Origin of the sequence: Veillonella sp. 3891 (assembly GCF_003992315.1) — a bacterium.
In the GTDB taxonomy this organism is placed as follows: Bacteria; Bacillota; Negativicutes; order Veillonellales; family Veillonellaceae; genus F0422.
On the sequence record NZ_RQVE01000001.1, the window covers coordinates 57,264 to 75,069 of the forward strand.

The window sequence follows — 17,806 nt, forward strand, 5'->3', positions numbered from 1 at the left end:
ATGAACGCTGTATGGGAAGCGTTGCAACAGGTGGTTCCACCGGATCGTATCCAACGGAATGCCCTGTTGGCACCGTATACGACCTTTCAAATTGGAGGGCCTGCAGATCTGCTTGTATTACCTCATTCGGTACAAGAATTGCAAGAGTGTATGCGTGTTCTACATACTCATGGTGAGGAACCTTTCGTACTCGGTTTAGGTTCTAATGTACTCATACAAGATGGTGGCATGCGTGGCGTTGTGCTTTGCTTGAAAGAATTGCAAGAGGAACAATATCACGAGGGTACAACGATTACCATGAGCGCAGGATATACCTTGAAAGAAGTGTCTGAATATGCTCAACGTGAAAGCTTAAGTGGCTTGGAATTTGCCGTTGGCATTCCTGGCAGTTTGGGAGGTGCTGTGTTCATGAATGCAGGTGCCTACGATGGAGAAATGGATCAAGTGGTAACCGATGTGGATGCGGTAGATATGCAGGGACACTTACATCACTATAGCCGAGAAGACTTGCAGTTTGCCTATCGTCATAGTCGCTTTCATGAGAATCATGAAATTATCGTTCGTGTGACTATGGAATTACAGGAAGGAAATCCCGATGATATCCAAAAGCGAATGGATGAACTGACAGAAAAGCGAGAGTCTAAACAACCATTGGAACATGCTAGCGCAGGGTCAACATTCAAACGACCACCAGGATATTATGCAGGGACATTAATCGATCAAACAGGATTAAAAGGCTTATCTGTAGGACCGGCAGAGGTCTCTGTGAAACATGCGGGTTTCGTAGTCAATCGTGGAGGCGCTACTGCTAATGATGTGCTAGGTGTGATTCATGAAGTACAAAAGAGGATTCATGCAGTCCACGGAGTGCAGTTGGAACCAGAGGTGCGTATTTTAGGGGAAGCCCAAGAGCGAACTAGTTCTGTAGTCACCATTGTAAGAGCTAAAGAGGAAGATATTCCTGCGTTGTCTAAATTATGTGCTGATACCTTTAGAGAGACTTTCAGCCATGATAACACAGAAGAGGAATTACAAGCCTTCTTTGATGAGGCCTATAACCATAATGTATTGAAACGTGAGTTGGCACATAGTGAGAGTGAAACGTATTTAGCTTATGTGGACGACGAGCTAGTAGGATATTTGAAAGTGAACTGGGGCGACGCACAAACGGAGCGTGAACTAGAGAATGCCTTTGAAGTACAACGTCTATATGTGTTGAAAGATTATCATGGACAAGGGGTGGGCAAAGCCTTGTTTGAAAAAGCCTTGCGCATCGCTGAATCTGGTGATTTTGACTGGGCCTGGTTAGGCGTTTGGGAGAAAAATTACAAAGCCCAACATTTTTATAAATGCTATGGGTTTGAAAAATTTGGAGAACACCAATTCATTGTGACTCCAGAGAAGGCAGATATCGATTGGTTGTTGAAGAAATCTTTGGGATAATCCTTGACATATCTGTTGTGTTTTGAGTATAATATTTCGGTAAGCAATTTGTACGGACTTCCACTAGCCCCGGAAGGTGGCAATTGCTTCTGTTAATACATTCTTGTTATTAGGAGGAAAGCAGCATGAAAACTACATTTATGGCCAATGCGAACAATATTGAACGCAAATGGTATGTTGTTGACGCTGAAGGTAAAACTTTAGGACGTCTTGCTGCCGAAGTTGCTAAAGTTCTTCGGGGCAAACATAAACCAACTTTTACACCACATGCAGACACTGGTGACCACGTTATCGTTGTGAACGCAGAAAAAGTTCGTGTAACAGGTAAAAAATTATTACAAAAAGAATATTTCCGTCATTCTGGTTATCCAGGCGGATCCCGTTTCACTACACTTGCTATGATGTTGGAAAAACATCCTGAGCGTGTAATCGAAATGGCAGTTAAAGGTATGCTTCCAAAAAATAAATTGGGTGCACAACAATACCGTAAATTGAATGTATACGCTGGCGCAGAGCATCCACATGTTGCTCAAAAACCAGAAGTTTTGGAATTAGATATCCGTTAATACCGGGAGGAGGAACATATAATGGCAGTAGCACAATACTACGGCACTGGTCGTAGAAAATCTTCCGTTGCTAGAGTTCGTCTGGTACCGGGTACAGGTAAAATCACTGTAAACAAACGCGAATTAAATGAATATTTCGGTCGTCAAACTCTTGAGTTGATTGTTAAACAACCATTGGTATTAACAAACACTTTAGAACAATATGACGTTGTGGCAACTGTAGCTGGTGGTGGCCCATCCGGTCAAGCTGGCGCAATTCGTCACGGTGTGTCCCGTGCATTATTAGAAGTTGATGGCGAACTTCGTCAAGGTCTTAAAAAGGCTGGCTTCTTGACTCGTGACCCACGTATGAAAGAACGTAAAAAATACGGTCTTAAAAAAGCTCGTAAAGCATCTCAATTCTCCAAACGTTAATTTGGCGATTACAGAACCCAGTACCCTTTATGGTGCTGGGTTTTTTGTTATCTCGTAGGCTATGTATTACACAGGAAGGAATGACAGTATTGCATGGATAAACTAATAAGATTATTAGGCGTTATTGTAGTGGCGGTTATCATTTGGTATTTGCCACATACACCAGAAATTTCAGATCAAGGGTGGCATTTATTATCTATCTTTACAGCGACCATTGTGGGCTTTATACTACGCCCATACCCAACAGGGGTGATGGCATTTATGGGCTCTGCAGCAGCAGTAGCTACTAGCTCGATTAAGATGAATGAAGCCTTATTGGGTTATGCAGAGCCTAATGTATGGCTTATTGTGTCGGCTATTTTCTTTTCTAGAGGAATCATTAACTCTGGCTTAGGTCGACGTATTGCGTATACCTTGATTCATTGGTTTGGCACAAGTACGTTGCGCTTAGCCTATGCGTTAGCGATGACTGATTTAATTATTTCTCCAGCTACTCCATCGAATACGGCTCGTGGAGGCGGTATCATCTATCCTATCGTGCAAAATATTTCCATGGCATTCGATTCGAGACCAGGAGAAACGGCACGTCGTATGGGAGCCTACCTAATGACTACGGCTCACACGGTAAATGCTTGTACAGTGACGGTATTCTTGACTGCTTGTAGTGGAAACTTATTAATCACCTCCTTGGGGGCAAAATTATTTGGATACACCGTAACGTGGTGGGAATGGTTTTTAGCAGGTGCTTTACCTGGTTTGCTCAGTATGGTGATTATGCCATGGTTTATTTATAAAATCTATCCACCAGAAATTAAAGAAACTCCAGAAGCTCCAGCGATGGCTCGTGAAGAACTAGATAAACTAGGTCCGATCACGACGATGGAGAAAAAGGTAGCAGCTATCTTTGTGGGTGCCATTGTATTGTGGTCTACCACAACGATTACTGGTTTACATGCGACAGTCATCGCGATTATGGCGGTACTAGCTTGTGTCATCAGTGAATGCCTCACATGGGATGACATTTTAAAAGAAACCACTGGTTGGGATATTTTAATCTGGATGGGTACCTTAGTAGGTATGGCTGGATTGCTTGGCAAATTAGGCGTGGTAGCTGTGTTTGCGAAATTCGTCAGCAACATGCTAGGTGGAATGTCTTGGGAGTGGGCTGCTTTGATTATTTCTTTGGTCTTTGTATACTCTCAATATTTCTTCGCTAGCGGGACGGCCCGTATTACGGCATTATTTTCTGCCTTTGCCTCTATTTTGATTGCCTTAGGGGCACCAATTCCGTATGCGATTTTGATGTTTGGCTTAATGAATAGTCCCGGGTGTACGCTGACACATTATAGCTCTGGTGTGACGCCTATCTTCTTTGGTAGTCACTATGTACCACAGGTGACATGGTGGAAAGTAGGGTTTTATATTTCCGTATTGAATTATATCTTCCATTTCTTCTTTGGTAACTTGAGCATGAAGTTATTTGGTATCATCTAAGATCATGTAGCTAGAGAAATGCTTCCTGTGTAGTCATCGTAGTGCATGAGTATTTGATTTCTCTGTAATGATGATAGTATATGACTCCATAGAAGTAATGGATGTAATATCCTTTATAATTAGAACTAGGATAGGTTGTACTGAAATGCTGTATATGCATTTAGGTACAACCTTTTTTGTTTTATGCTAAATGTGTGGGATGCTCATATACGAGTAGTCCTCACATCTGTTATAGTGGTTTTTTGGAGTTGAAATTGATAATTGAGGAGTAAAGAAGTTTAATTACAAGCACTACTTTTATCATAATATATCATAATAAAAGCAAATTATTATATTTTTAATAATGATACTTATTGAAAATGCTTGAACTTTCATGTATAATAATGATAATGATAATGAAAGAAATATCCATCCAAGAGGTACTTATGAAACTAGATAAACGAAAAGGTAAACGTTGGAATGTTGCGGAAGCACAAGACGACGTAGAATCTCAATTGACCTCTGGATTAGCAGTGCATCCTATTGTTTCTCATTTGTTAGCAAACCGTGGGATTACTACTGTAGAAGAAGGTCGAACATTCTTATATAGCACAATGGATGATGTATTAGATCCTTTTATGTTAAAAGGTATGGCAGAGGCTGTGGAAGAGATTGAAAGAGTCTTAGCTATGAACGGATCCATCGTGATTTACGGCGATTATGATGTGGATGGGATTACTGCTACATCACTAATGTACCGTTTTTTTTCGCGCTTAGGAGCGAATGTAACCTATTATATTCCAGAGCGACAAAGTGAAGGCTATGGTCTAAACCTAGATGCCTTAGAATATTTAATATCTCAGAAGGTAGATTTAATTATTTCTGTAGACTGTGGTATTAGTTCTTATGATATTGTAGAGGCTGTGCGGGATAGGGTGTCTATGGTGATTACGGATCATCATACGGCGCCTCCGCAAATACCGCGAGCTACAGCGGTAGTCAACCATAAGCAGCCAGGCTGTCCCTATACTGATAAAAACTTATCCGGTGTAGGAGTTGCTTTTAAAGTGTGCCAAGCTTTATGGAAACGTCGTACCGGTGAAGAATATCGTGAAGATTTAGATATTGTGGCATTAGGAACGGTGGCCGATGTGGTTCCTTTAGTAGGAGAAAATCGGATTATTGTTCGTGAGGGTTTACGTAAAATGACAGAGTCCCCTAATGTAGGGATTCAAGCTTTAGTACAAGTGGCTGGTCTAGAAGGTAAACCATTATCAGCGGGGCATATTGGGTTTACCCTAGCCCCACGATTGAACGCAGCAGGACGTGTGACCCATGCGACTCGAGCTGTAGAATTGCTGATTACCACAGACTCTGCAGAGGCCATGGAAATTGCAGAAGAATTGCAGGAAACGAATACAGAACGGCAACAGATTGAACGAGCTATTTTTGAGGAAGCCTATCAATCGGTGCTAGCTCAAGGAAGTTTAGCGGATCAATGTATTGTGGTGGCTGGTGAAGGCTGGCATCCTGGAGTTATTGGTATTGTTGCATCCCGTTTGGTAGAAGCCTTTTATAAACCAACCATGGTCATTAGTATTCATGATGGAATTGGTAAGGGCTCTTGTCGCAGTATTGATCATTGTAATATGTACGATATGTTGACCTATGCAGGGGATACATTAATTCAATTTGGCGGTCATGCACAGGCAGCAGGATTTAGTATACAAGAGGATAATATTGATGCCTTACGAGAAAAGGCTAGCGAGTTCTGTCGAACACAGTTAACAGAAGAAGATTATATTCCAATTGTTACTATTGATGGGACTATGAGCAGCGAAGATATTACTATCGACCTTATTGATCAAATTGCTACGTTAGAACCATACGGCATGGGAAACAGTACACCTGTTTTTGCGATTCCGGACATTCGTGTGCAGAACCTATATCCTATGGGCTTTCAAAAAAATCATTGTAAAATTATTTTACAAGGTCAACAAGGTCCCATTGATGCAGTGGCTTGGCAAGGAGCGCATTATATGCAAGAAATCTTTGCCGATGATCCTGTAAAAGTGGCGTTCTCATTGCAGAAAAATGAATGGCAAGGTGTGGTAACACCACAACTTGTTGTGCAGGATTTGGAATCACTTTCACAACAACGAGAGCGATTAGAAGTAGATAGTTTACGGAAATTATATACGGTGGTGAAACATATCTTCCGATCTCCGACAGCACCAAAATATATTGTGGAACGAGAAACGTTGGAGAGCAGACCAGAAGAGATGACTTCCCGAGAAGCGATTCTTGCCTTAGAAGTGTTCAAAGAATTAGGTATTTTACAAGAAGAAGTATTAGAAGATGGACGTCATGTGTATCGTTGGGTGAATATACAACAAAAGTTGGAACTTCACACATCCTTGACGTTTATGACATATAGTCAGGAGGGAGCTTAATGGTAAGTACTATAAATACCCCTCAGGAGCATACATTTAATAAAGAACGAGAATATGGACAATTTATGGACCGTGTTCGGTCCTATTTACCAGAAGAAGACTGGCCAGTCATAGAGCGTGCGTTTGCACTGGCAGATAAAGCCCATGCGCCACAAAAACGGGCTTCTGGAGAACCGTATATCTTGCACCCATTAGGGGTTGCCACTATATTGAGCGAACTACAAATTGATCGATCTACCTTGGTATCTGCTTTATTACATGATGTAGTGGAAGATACAGAGATAAGCTTAGAGGAAATAGAAGAACAATTTGGACCAGAAGTGGCGTTCTTGGTGGATGGGGTTACTAAACTGAATCAATTTCAGTACCAAACGAAAGAAGAGCAACAAATCGAAAATTATCGAAAGATGATTTTAGCCATGGCAAAAGATGTGCGCGTAGTGGTCATCAAGCTAGGGGACCGCTTGCACAATATGCGTACCTTAAAGCATATGCGGCCTGATAAACAACAGCGCATTGCCCAAGAAACATTAGAAATTTTTGCGCCATTAGCACATCGCTTAGGTATTTTTAATATTAAATGGGAACTAGAGGACTTATCGTTTCGTTATTTAGAACCAGAAAAATATTACGACCTAGTACAACAGATGAGTGAAAAACGACAAGCTCGTGAGGATATCGTAAATGATACTATGAATACTTTGAAAGATGCTTTGGAACATGCTCATATTAAAGCAGATGTAAAAGGTCGTCCCAAACACTTTTATAGTATTTATAAGAAAATGAAAAAGGACAATCGAGATTTATCTCAAATTTATGATTTGTATGCCGTTCGAGTCATCGTAGATACGATTCCAGATTGCTATGCCGTGTTAGGTACAGTACATAGTTTGTGGAAACCGTTGCCGTATCGCTTTAAAGATTATATTGCGATGCCGAAGTCGAATATGTATCAATCCTTGCATACGACAGTAATTGGCACGAAAGGACAGCCTGTAGAAATTCAAATTCGTACTTGGGATATGCATCGTGTGTCTGAATATGGTGTAGCCGCTCATTGGCGCTATAAAGAGGGCAATAAAGGCAAGGCAGAAGCTGATTTTGATGCAAAGGTAGGCTGGATTCGTCAAGTTCTTGAGTGGCAAGATGCCAGCGATCCGAAAGAATTGTTGAATGCATTAAAACTAGATGTCTTTACAGGAGAAGTATTCGTATTCACTCCCAAAGGAGATGTTATGAAGTTGCCGAAAGGCACAGTGCCACTAGATTTTGCCTATCGTGTTCATACCGATGTGGGGAATAAATGCGTAGGAGCCAAAATTAATGGCAAGATTGTTCCACTAGATTATGAATTGCAAAATGGGGACATCGTTGAAATCGTCACTTCTAAAAATGGAAAACCTCGGTTAGATTGGTTGAATATTGTTGGTTCTACAGAAAGTAAGATGAAGATTCGAAACTGGTTCAAGCGAGAAAATAAAGAAGAAAATATCGTCAAAGGTAAAGAACTATTAGAAAAAGAAGCGAAACGCTTAGGTTATGATTGTAAAGACCTAACAAAAAATGGTCGCTTAGAAAAGATTGGAAAATCTTTGAATGCTGGCGGCGAAGCTGAGCTGTACTCTGCCGTTGGATTTGGTGGACTTTCAGTGAATACAGTATTGCTTAGATTAGTGGACATTCATAAGCAGGAAGTGGCTAAGGAAGAACAGCGAAAAGATACAATGGCTGTCATCGACCGTCTTAAAGTACATCAAGGAAAATCTAAGAAAAGTAGCAGTGGTGTTCTTGTAAAAGGCGAAGCCGGTGTGATGGTTCGTATGGCTCGTTGTTGTAACCCAGTACCCGGTGACGATATTATTGGTTATATTACGAGAGGCCGAGGCGTTTCTGTACATCGTGCAGATTGTACCAATATTGGTCATACCCCAGATGATTTACATCGTATGATTGAGGTTGATTGGGAGGGTGCTACACAGGATCAGTTCCAAGTAAGTGTGTCCGTGCATGCCTATGATCGTAGTGGGTTGTTGATGGAAGTGATGGCAGTATTGTCAGAAATGAAAATTAATATTTCCAATATTAATGCGAAAACTGACGATGCAAAAGATGTAACCATTCATTTAATGTTAGATATTAAAGATTTGTCACAACTGGATTATGTGATGACGAAGTTGCGTCGAGTGAAAGATGTATATTCAGTCCATCGAGGAGGGAAAGCATGAGAGCGGTTGTACAACGTGTGAGTTCTTCTTCGGTTACCGTCGATGGGTCTGTTATTGGTAGTACGAAGCAAGGTCTTTTAGTACTAGTAGGTGTAACAGATACGGATACAATAGAGGATGTACAATATATTTGTGAAAAGGTAAGCCATCTACGTATCTTTGAAGATGAACAGGATAAGATGAACCTATCCGTATTAGATGTAGGTGGTGAGGTATGCGTAGTTTCGCAATTCACTCTCTATGGAGATGCGCGTAAGGGTCGTCGACCGAATTTTATGAAAGCAGCCCCACCAGCTATGGCAGAACAATTGTATTTGGAGGTTGTAGAGGCTTTCAAAGAAAAAGGTTTAACAGTGAGTACAGGTCAATTTCAAGCTCATATGCAAGTAGCATTGGTCAATGATGGACCTGTGACGATTCTATTAGAGAGTAGTAAAGAGTTTTAATGGAGTTAAGAAATGAAGTTATATTATATGCCCTTAGGGGCGTATGGAACGAATTGTTACATTGTGCATAATGAAGCAGATAATACGTGTCTTGTAACTGATCCAGGTGACGAAGGAGAAAAGTTAAAAGAAATTCTAGATAGTCACGAATTTAAGGTGCAAGGTATTTTATTAACGCATGGGCACAGTGATCATATTGGGGCTGTAAAAACGTTGGTGGATGCGTACCATGTACCGGTGTATATTCACGAAGGGGATGCGGAGTATTTAACCAACCCAGAAGTGAATTTGAGCGCTTACTCTGGTCGATCCATTACTGCAAAAGTAGATGATGTGCGATATGTGAAAGAAGGAGATACCATTTCATTGGGCGATACAACATTTACGGTGATAGAAACACCGGGGCATACGCCAGGTGGTGTGTGCTATTATACAGAGGGAACCTTGTTAGCCGGTGATACCTTATTCCAAGGGTCAGTGGGTAGAACAGATTTTCCCAATGGTGATTTTGAACAGTTGAGTAAAGGGATTAAAGAAAAACTTTATACGTTACCAGATGATACAAAGGTGTATCCAGGTCATGGCGGACAAACTACCATTGGTGACGAAAAGCAATCTAATCCATTTGTACGGTAGGTGATAGGATGGGACATAAAACCATACAATATTGGCTGCGATGCATTTTATTAGTTTTAGCTAGCATCGGTTTATTGATTGCCTTGCCAGTGGTCATTCCATTGATCATTGCGGTTATATTAACCTTGCTGTTGTGGCCATTAGTCAATATGACTCAAATCTACGCGCAACGGTATTGGAAACAATGTCCACGATGGATTGCAATCATTCCATCATTTATCGTGGTAGCATTGATTTCTACATTGTTGGTGCGGTATGTAATGGTACCAGTAATCGGCGAATTAACTAAATTATTAATCAATTTACCATATGTATTAGATCAATTTGTAGCAGTGGTGAAAGGACTACAAGGTATCGATGGGGAAAGTATTATACCTCATCAATTTGAAGGAATTATCAACACTACCTTGATAAAAATTGGTAATTATGGTGTAGACTTGGCACAACGTGGTGTGCTGGCCATCGTGTCCTTTGCTAGTACCTTATTACAATTATTATTGGTACCAATTTTAACATTCTACTTATTGAAAGATGGACGCACCATCAAACGAGCTGTGTTAGATATTTTTTCTAGTCCTACATCAGCTCATTTAGAAGAAGTGGTGAATGATATTCTTCGCACGTTAGGTGGATATTTACGAGGACAATTATTGTTAGCAAGCAATATGTTTTGTCTTACCTTCATCGTGTGTTATATGTATGATTTACCATACCCCCTTGTGTTGGCGGTGCTAGCAGGTATTGCGGAATGGATTCCAATTATTGGACCCTTTATCAGTGCGGCTCCAGCCATTATTTTAGCTGCTGTTATCAGTGGCCCTCTAGCGGTGAAAGTGGCCATTACCTATGGTGTATTGCAAGTGCTAGATGGACAAATTATTATGCCCAAGATTATGGGGCATGTCATTAATCTTCCCCCATTAGTGATTATTACTGCTATTTTTGTAGGTGGTTATTTCTTTGGTATGATTGGCATGATGACAGCCGTACCATTGACAGCTATCGCGCAAATTATAGCGAAACGCTTATGGTATTTTAATAGATATTATGTATTACAGAAAGAGGAACATCATGGATAAAGCAACAGAAGTACAAGCAACAATGGAAAAATTGAAAGAACGTATTAAAGATAAAAAATACAAATTGACAACACAACGTCAAATTATTTTGCAAACTTTCATTGAAGCAGAAGAAAAACATTTAAGTGCAGAAGATGTATATATTTTAGTGAAAAAGAATAATCCAGATATCGGCTTAGCTACGATTTATCGTACTTTGGATTTGTTCACTGAGTTAGACTTAGTGAAACGTTTGGATTTTGGCGATGGTCGTAATCGCTATGAATTGAACAGCGATGAGTTATCTCATTTCCATCATCATTTGATTTGTGTGAAATGCGGTTGTGTTAAAGAGTTTGAAGATGATATGTTGGAAACATTGGAATCTATTATTGCTAAAAAGTTAAACTTCCACACAACAGACCATCAATTAAAAGTATATGGTTTCTGCGGTGATTGTCATGAAGCGGCAAAAGCCTTAGAAGCTGAAAAAGAACATGCATAATACATACTGGTATGACGGACCTCAAGAATTAGGATCCGTCATAGCGCACCAGTGCGGAGCAGTGGGGCTATTTTCATCGAAAAAAAATCCAGACTTTATTATCCATGTATCGTATAGTGGAATCGTGGCATCTCCAGTATGTGAACAGGGGCCTAGCCATGGAACATCTATACAAAGCAGACTTCCTGTGAATGAGCCGGCGCAAGCTAGGTATGCAAGCACTGAAGTGGGTGTGGAGGACGATGGTACATACTTAATGTTGAGGTTGTTCTGTCACAGACGGATACAGGATGAGTTATTGAAGACTGAGGTACAGGATTCATCAGAATTATATTCGGAATATGTTCATATTTGGTCTCTTTCAGGTCAAGATACGATAGAAGGCCGAAAACTGATAGGCAGAGAAGTCTTATCAGAGCTTAGGCGTATATTAGGTGTGAAGACTAGTTTATGGGGTACCTTAGTAGGCGTACGTCCTACTAAGTTGACCCATAAATTATGGGATTCTTTAGGTGATATAGACCGAGTTCGGCAAGAGCTGGAAAGTACCCATAGTATTAGCCATGTGAAGTGGAAATTGTTAGAGCAAGTGGCAGTGTTGGAACGCCCGTATGTGGCACATGTACAACAATCTCCTAAGGAGATTAGTTTATACAGTGGCATTCCTTTTTGTGAAACACATTGTACCTATTGCTCCTTCCCCTATGGGCTCATTCAGAACTATGGAAGGGTACAGGACTTTGTAGATGTCTATCATCGTGATATAGAACATATGAAAAGACTTGTTAAAACACATGGTTTAGAGGTACAATCGTTATACATGGGTGGAGGAACTCCCACTAGTTTAGGAGATGGAGACTTTCACCATATTGTGCATGCATTGGGAACTGTGATTCCGAAGGGCCGTGAGTTTACTGTAGAAGCAGGCCGTCCTGACTCATTGAATGCTAACAAGGTTCAATCTATTGTAGATGCTGGTGTGACTAGGATTAGTTTGAATCCCCAAACGATGCAGGATGAGTTGTTACGTATCATTGGCAGAGGCCATAGCGTAGCAGAGTTTCTATCTATGTATGACTATGTGGCAAGACATACAGATTGCTCTATTAATATGGATTTTATTGCAGGATTACCACGTCAAACAGTAAAAAATATGGTGGAGAATGTGCGGTATATTGAACAATTACGTCCTCATAATGTTACGCTCCATACGTTAGCATTGAAAAAGGGGAGCCCATTATATGGGAGTCGCTTTGCTAATGAAATTCCTTCTGAAGAGGTGGTGCAAACCATGTTAGATGAAACTCATGAAGCTTTGCTGCAACTAGGCTATATACCGTATTATATGTATCGTCAACAATACATGGTGGGGCAAATGGAGAACATTGGCTACACCTTACCAAATTATGAAAGCATCTATAATATACAAATGATAGAAGAACGTCAGTCCATACTTTCCATAGGACCTGGTAGTGTGTCTAAATGGATAGGTGGCAGTGATTTTAGGCAACAAAAACAATACATGCCGAAAGATGTAGATACGTATATTCAAGATATACAACGACTATTAGAGAAACGTACTTTACTAAGTAATGAACATTGGAGGGACAGCTAGTGGCTATTCAAAAACCAAGAGGAACACAGGATTTATTGCCAAGTGTTCTTGGAAATTGGTACTATATTGAAAATACCATTCGTCGATTATGTAAGACCTATGGATTTGAAGAAATTCGTACGCCTATGTTTGAAGAAACGGGCTTATTTTTACGCGGTATTGGGGAAACTACAGATATCGTGCAAAAAGAAATGTATTCCTTTCCTACAGGGGATAAAAAAGATCAATCTTATACATTGCGTCCAGAAGGAACTGCGTCTGCGGTTCGTGCCTATTTGGAAAATAAAATTTATGGTCAAGAATCGATTACAAAATGGTTCTATATTGGACCTATGTTCCGCCACGACAAGCCACAAGCAGGTCGGTATCGTCAATTCCACCAATTTGGGGTAGAATTGTTGGGTACACAAGCCCCAAGTGCAGATGCGGAATGTATCTCTTTGGTGTTGCAATTATTGCGTGACTTAGGTTTAAAAGATTTGAATGTAGAGGTAAACTCTGTAGGTTGTCCAACGTGTCGCCCTGCGTATAGAGAGAAATTAATTGCTTTCTTTGAACCAAAAAAAGAAGAACTATGTGAACTGTGTCAAAGCCGCTTATACAAGAACCCATTGCGTATCCTGGATTGCAAAGAAGAAAAATGCCAACAATTGGCAGTAGGTGTTCCGGAGTTAAGTGAAAATTTATGTGAAGAGTGTCAAGATCATTTCCATCATGTGAAAGAATACTTAACAGCAGCTGGCGAGAAATTCAGCTTAAATCCACGCTTGGTTCGCGGGTTAGACTATTACACGAAAACTGCTTTTGAAGTACAGTACACTCCATTGGGGTCTCAAAGTGCTGTTGCTGGTGGTGGTCGTTATGATGGTCTAGTAGAAGAACTAGATGGACCACATACACCTGCGGTAGGCTTTGCGATGGGTATGGAACGGTTATTGTTGGCTCTAGAAAAACAAGGGTTGTTGCCAGAACAAGAACAAGAAGACTCTGTCTTCGTAGTGGCATTAGGAGAAATGGCACAAAAAGAGGCTTTCAGAATTACAAATACCTTACGTAATGCCTATGTAAAGGCAGAAATGGAAGGTTCTGGTAAATCTATGAAGAGCCAAATGAAGTATGCTAACAAAATTAACGCAAAATATGTTATTATAATTGGTGATAATGAATTAGCTGAAGGTAAGGTCATCTTAAAATATATGGATACATCTGAACAAGAAACTGTGTCCTTAGCTGAGATTACAAACCGTATAACTGAGTTAGTGAAAGGAAATTAGAATGGAAACTATGAAAGGTTTACACCGTACACATCATTGTGGAACTATCGGTGCAGAACAAGTAGGAACAGAAGTGGTTCTTTGCGGTTGGGTAGAGCGCCGTCGTGATCATGGTGGATTGATTTTTATTGATTTACGTGACCGCTCTGGGGTTGTGCAAATCGTGGCATCTCCTGATCATAATATGGAGTCCTTCCATAAAGCAGAAGATGTACGTAATGAATATGTATTGTGCGTACGCGGTTCAATTACAGAACGTGATGCAGCGGCTGTGAATCCTAATTTACCAACTGGTAAATATGAAATGTATTGTGAAGAGTTACGTGTATTGAATGCAGCGAAAACACCTCCATTCTATATTCAAGACAATATCGATGTAGATGAAAATATTCGTTTAAAATATCGCTATTTAGATCTTCGCCGTCCAGAAATGCAAGCAAACTTGATTTTGCGTCATAAGGTGACAAAAGCGATGCGCGATTTCTTTGACAACAATGGTTTCTTGGAAATTGAAACACCAATGTTGACAAAAAGTACACCAGAAGGAGCTCGTGACTACTTAGTTCCATCTCGTGTAAATCCTGGTACATTCTATGCATTGCCACAATCTCCACAAATTTTCAAACAAATTTTGATGGTTGCTGGCTATGAAAGATATTTCCAAATTGCTCGTTGTTTCCGTGATGAAGATTTACGTGCAGACCGTCAACCTGAATTTACACAATTGGACATCGAAATGAGCTTCATGAACCAAGAGCAAATCTTGAACATGCAAGAGCAAATGATTGCCCATGTATTTAAAGCGGCACAAGATGTGGAAATTCCATTACCAATGCCTCGCATGACTTGGGATGATGCGATGAATCAATATGGTTCTGATAAACCAGATATCCGTTTTGATATGAAGTTTACAGATGTAACTGACTGTGTGCAAGATACAGAGTTCAAAGTATTCCGCTCCGTTATCGACAATGGCGGTCAGGTAAAAGGTATCGTTGTAAAAGGTTATGCAGGTATTCCACGTCGTGAATTAGATGATTTGACAAACTTCGTAGGCATCTATGGTGCCAAAGGTTTGGCTTGGGCTTGCTTCAATGAAGACGGAACGATTAAATCTCAAATTATGAAATTCTTAGGCGAAGATACAGTGCGTAATATCGGTGCGAAAATGAACGCAGAACCAGGTGACTTGGTATTGATGATTGCGGACAAACCAGCTGTAGTTGCGAAAGCTCTTGGTGAATTACGCCTTGAAATGGGTAAACGCCGTGGTTTAATCGATGAAAATAAATTGGCCTTCTTGTGGGTAACTGATTTCCCTATGTTTGAATATGACGAAGAAGATAAACGCTTTGTGGCAATGCATCATCCGTTCACATCTCCGCGTGAAGAGGATATGGACTTGTTAGCCACAGATCCAGGTGCTGTGAAAGCCATCGCTTACGACATGGTATTGAATGGTGTGGAAATCGGTGGCGGTTCCATCCGTATTTACCAATCTGATGTACAAGAAAAAGTATTCAATGCGATTGGCTTAAGCACAGAAGAAAGTCGTTCTAAATTTGGCTTTATGTTAGATGCTTTTGAATACGGTGCGCCTCCACATGGTGGTTGTGCTTTCGGTTTAGACCGTTTGGTAATGTTGATGGCGAAACGTCAATCCATCCGTGATGTAATTGCGTTCCCTAAAACACAAAGTGCATCCGACTTGATGAGCCAAGCTCCATCTGAAGTAGCGCCAAAACAATTGCGTGAATTACATATCAAAACAGATGTGGCAAAAGAAAAATTAGTATAATCGAATTTGTCCAATAGAAAATTAATATACTTTTAAGGAAAGGGACGGTGTATTTCTTCTTGAAATGACCGTTCCTTTCTGCTATACTATGGGTAAAGAAATTCCTGCTATGTGCGTGTTATATCGCAGTTTTGAGCCAACATTTTAACTTAGGGATTCTCACTCTTGTAAGGGCGCTCTGCCTCTACGAGGACTGTAATCTTACAAGGAGGAAACCCACCTGCCCTTGCAGGATCAAAACACGGTATGGATACGGCATAGTGGGGCTTTATGTAACCGCCTGAGGGTGGTTTATTTTTTTGCATTAATAAGAACATATAGACTATGTAACTAGATGCATGTATAATAAAGTACAGATAGTATTTGTCGTGAAATCAGGCTTCTACAAGTTCGTAGCTTAGCTTGATCTTGTAAAGTATACAGGGATTGCTCAGTGAGCGTACCAAGAAGGAAGTCTGGGCATTAACTATGTATAAGTATATATGTTTGAACTATCGCATGCACGGTAGTAGTTATCAATGGACGATGGTAGATATAGGGGGTGTAAGAATGAATTTGTTTGAGAATATGGAACCAGTGGATCCCTTTGAACCCTTAGCAGTCCGTATGCGACCACGTTCATTGGATCATTTCTTTGGGCAAGAGCAAGTGGTGGGACCTGGTACATTTCTTCGATCTATGATTGAAGAAGATAAGGTTCCCTCTTTATTGTTATATGGACCATCGGGAACAGGGAAGACTACGTTAGCTAAAATTATTTCTGAGTTAACTAGTAGTCGGTTTGTCATGCTCAATGCGACGAATGTAGGTATTGGTGAACTACGCAGTACTATCGAAGAAGCGATACGCATTCGTAGTTCTTTGCAACAACGGACAATTTTATTCTTAGATGAAATTCATCGCTTCAATAAAAGTCAACAAGATGTATTGTTACCTTCTGTGGAAAGTGGCCAAATTATTTTAATTGGCGCCACTACAGAGAATCCTTTTTTTGAAGTGAATCGACCTCTTTTATCTCGATTGCGTTTGCTTACCCTAGAAAGATTAGACGCTACGGCATTGGTGGCAATCTTACGTCGTGCTGTAACAGATGAAGACTATGGATTAGGTAAGAAAGCACTGATTGTGACCGACGATCTGCTAGAGGACATAGGCCGTTTTGTAGATGGAGATGCTCGCATGGCTCTAAATATTTTGGAGCAAGTAGGAGCCATGGTTCGGACCGGTGGAGAAATTACTATAGAAATTGTAGAAAAAGTATTGGGTCGACGAGTGTATCGGTACGATAAGAAGGGGAATAATCACTATGATATAATTTCTGCGTTTATTAAAAGTATGCGCGGCTCTGATCCAGATGCGGTGCTATACTATTTAGCTCGGATGATTGAGGCAGGAGAGGATCCTGTATTTATTGCACGACGTATCGTCATTTGTGCGGCAGAAGATGTAGGTCTGGCAGATCCACAAGCGTTGGTGGTGGCTAATGCAGCGGCGCAAGCGGCTCATATGGTAGGGCTACCAGAGGCACGCATTATATTATCTGAAGCGGCTTTATATGTAGCTTTGGCACCTAAGAGTAATAGTGCGTATGTAGGGATTGATGCAGCTATCCTTGCGGTGCGCCATAAGGAGCAAGGCGAGGTGCCGAAACATTTACGAGATGCTCATTATGGAGGGGCAAAACAATTAGGTCATGGTGTTGGATATCGCTATGCACAGGACTATCCAAATGGTTATGTGGAGCAACAATATTTGCCAGATGCATTGATAGATGAGCAATTTTATACTCCTTTGGAACGTGGTTGTGAGCATGAACTTGTGAAAAATTGGAAAGACCGTAAACGATGAGGAGTACCACTGGGGGATCCATATTGTTTTTGAGGATATTCGATATACTTTC

The 17,806-nt window shown here is 40.6% G+C and carries 14 protein-coding genes, 1 other RNA gene and 1 pseudogene; all 16 read left to right on the plus strand.

What is annotated here, in order from left to right; translation table 11 throughout:
• Positions 1-903: pseudogene (gene murB / locus EO118_RS08710) on the plus strand (UDP-N-acetylmuramate dehydrogenase); the annotation flags it as partial.
• Positions 886-1,443 carry a GNAT family N-acetyltransferase gene (locus tag EO118_RS08715; RefSeq protein ID WP_240626913.1) on the plus strand — a complete coding sequence of 186 codons (558 nt, stop codon included), beginning with the start codon at positions 886-888 and terminating at the stop codon, positions 1,441-1,443. The pseudogene murB and the gene EO118_RS08715, both read left to right, overlap by 18 nt.
• Before the next feature lie 125 nt (positions 1,444-1,568).
• Positions 1,569-2,009, plus strand: a complete 441-nt coding sequence (rplM, locus tag EO118_RS00300; protein WP_127067983.1) for a 50S ribosomal protein L13 — start codon at positions 1,569-1,571, stop codon at positions 2,007-2,009.
• A gap of 21 nt (positions 2,010-2,030) precedes the next feature.
• Positions 2,031-2,423: a 30S ribosomal protein S9 gene (rpsI, locus tag EO118_RS00305; protein WP_009352806.1), complete on the plus strand. Its 393-nt coding sequence runs from the start codon at positions 2,031-2,033 to the stop codon at positions 2,421-2,423.
• Between the two features lie 93 nt (positions 2,424-2,516).
• Entirely contained in the window at positions 2,517-3,917 is a 1,401-nt protein-coding gene (locus tag EO118_RS00310) for a DASS family sodium-coupled anion symporter (protein ID WP_127067985.1), read from the plus strand.
• A gap of 425 nt (positions 3,918-4,342) precedes the next feature.
• Positions 4,343-6,349: a single-stranded-DNA-specific exonuclease RecJ gene (recJ, locus tag EO118_RS00315; RefSeq protein WP_127067987.1), complete on the plus strand. Its 2,007-nt coding sequence runs from the start codon at positions 4,343-4,345 to the stop codon at positions 6,347-6,349.
• 65 nt (positions 6,350-6,414) lie between these two features.
• Positions 6,415-8,574, plus strand: coding sequence for a bifunctional (p)ppGpp synthetase/guanosine-3',5'-bis(diphosphate) 3'-pyrophosphohydrolase (locus EO118_RS00320; protein WP_370447316.1), 2,160 nt, complete (start codon positions 6,415-6,417; stop codon positions 8,572-8,574).
• Positions 8,571-9,020, plus strand: coding sequence for a D-aminoacyl-tRNA deacylase (gene dtd / locus EO118_RS00325; RefSeq protein WP_127067991.1), 450 nt, complete (start codon positions 8,571-8,573; stop codon positions 9,018-9,020). The genes EO118_RS00320 and dtd overlap by 4 nt, the downstream gene beginning before the upstream one ends.
• Before the next feature lie 27 nt (positions 9,021-9,047).
• Positions 9,048-9,656 (plus strand): MBL fold metallo-hydrolase, encoded by a 609-nt coding sequence (locus EO118_RS00330; protein ID WP_370447317.1) that lies wholly within the window; start codon positions 9,048-9,050, stop codon positions 9,654-9,656.
• 8 nt (positions 9,657-9,664) lie between these two features.
• Positions 9,665-10,735 carry an AI-2E family transporter gene (locus EO118_RS00335; RefSeq protein ID WP_127067995.1) on the plus strand — a complete coding sequence of 357 codons (1,071 nt, stop codon included), beginning with the start codon at positions 9,665-9,667 and terminating at the stop codon, positions 10,733-10,735.
• The gene (locus tag EO118_RS00340; protein WP_127067997.1) at positions 10,728-11,219 is read left to right on the plus strand and encodes a Fur family transcriptional regulator; all 492 of its coding nucleotides are present in this window, start codon (positions 10,728-10,730) and stop codon (positions 11,217-11,219) included. The genes EO118_RS00335 and EO118_RS00340 overlap by 8 nt, the downstream gene beginning before the upstream one ends.
• Positions 11,212-12,834, plus strand: a complete 1,623-nt coding sequence (hemZ, locus tag EO118_RS00345) for a coproporphyrinogen dehydrogenase HemZ (protein WP_127067999.1) — start codon at positions 11,212-11,214, stop codon at positions 12,832-12,834. Before EO118_RS00340 ends, hemZ begins: the two co-directional genes overlap by 8 nt.
• Positions 12,834-14,108 (plus strand): histidine--tRNA ligase, encoded by a 1,275-nt coding sequence (gene hisS, locus EO118_RS00350; RefSeq protein WP_127068001.1) that lies wholly within the window; start codon positions 12,834-12,836, stop codon positions 14,106-14,108. Before hemZ ends, hisS begins: the two co-directional genes overlap by 1 nt.
• A gap of 1 nt (position 14,109) precedes the next feature.
• Positions 14,110-15,906 (plus strand): aspartate--tRNA ligase, encoded by a 1,797-nt coding sequence (aspS, locus tag EO118_RS00355; RefSeq protein ID WP_127068003.1) that lies wholly within the window; start codon positions 14,110-14,112, stop codon positions 15,904-15,906.
• 98 nt (positions 15,907-16,004) lie between these two features.
• A non-coding RNA gene (gene ssrS / locus EO118_RS00360) (6S RNA) lies at positions 16,005-16,177 on the plus strand.
• A 278-nt stretch (positions 16,178-16,455) separates the two neighbouring features.
• The gene (locus EO118_RS00365; RefSeq protein ID WP_127068005.1) at positions 16,456-17,754 is read left to right on the plus strand and encodes a replication-associated recombination protein A; all 1,299 of its coding nucleotides are present in this window, start codon (positions 16,456-16,458) and stop codon (positions 17,752-17,754) included.
• Positions 17,755-17,806: the final 52 nt, after the last annotated feature.

What these genes read in the sequence shown, in the direction of transcription:
- EO118_RS00320 (WP_370447316.1), top strand. Translation starts at nt 6,415, where the DNA reads ATGGACCGTGTTCGGTCCTATTTACCAGAAGAAGACTGGCCAGTCATA.
- EO118_RS00365 (WP_127068005.1), top strand. Translation starts at nt 16,456, where the DNA reads ATGAATTTGTTTGAGAATATGGAACCAGTGGATCCCTTTGAACCCTTA.
- rpsI (WP_009352806.1), top strand. Translation starts at nt 2,031, where the DNA reads ATGGCAGTAGCACAATACTACGGCACTGGTCGTAGAAAATCTTCCGTT.
- dtd (WP_127067991.1), top strand. Translation starts at nt 8,571, where the DNA reads ATGAGAGCGGTTGTACAACGTGTGAGTTCTTCTTCGGTTACCGTCGAT.
- EO118_RS00310 (WP_127067985.1), top strand. Translation starts at nt 2,517, where the DNA reads ATGGATAAACTAATAAGATTATTAGGCGTTATTGTAGTGGCGGTTATC.
- EO118_RS00330 (WP_370447317.1), top strand. Translation starts at nt 9,048, where the DNA reads ATGCCCTTAGGGGCGTATGGAACGAATTGTTACATTGTGCATAATGAA.
- EO118_RS00335 (WP_127067995.1), top strand. Translation starts at nt 9,665, where the DNA reads ATGGGACATAAAACCATACAATATTGGCTGCGATGCATTTTATTAGTT.
- recJ (WP_127067987.1), top strand. Translation starts at nt 4,343, where the DNA reads ATGAAACTAGATAAACGAAAAGGTAAACGTTGGAATGTTGCGGAAGCA.
- aspS (WP_127068003.1), top strand. Translation starts at nt 14,110, where the DNA reads ATGGAAACTATGAAAGGTTTACACCGTACACATCATTGTGGAACTATC.
- rplM (WP_127067983.1), top strand. Translation starts at nt 1,569, where the DNA reads ATGAAAACTACATTTATGGCCAATGCGAACAATATTGAACGCAAATGG.
- hemZ (WP_127067999.1), top strand. Translation starts at nt 11,212, where the DNA reads ATGCATAATACATACTGGTATGACGGACCTCAAGAATTAGGATCCGTC.
- EO118_RS00340 (WP_127067997.1), top strand. Translation starts at nt 10,728, where the DNA reads ATGGATAAAGCAACAGAAGTACAAGCAACAATGGAAAAATTGAAAGAA.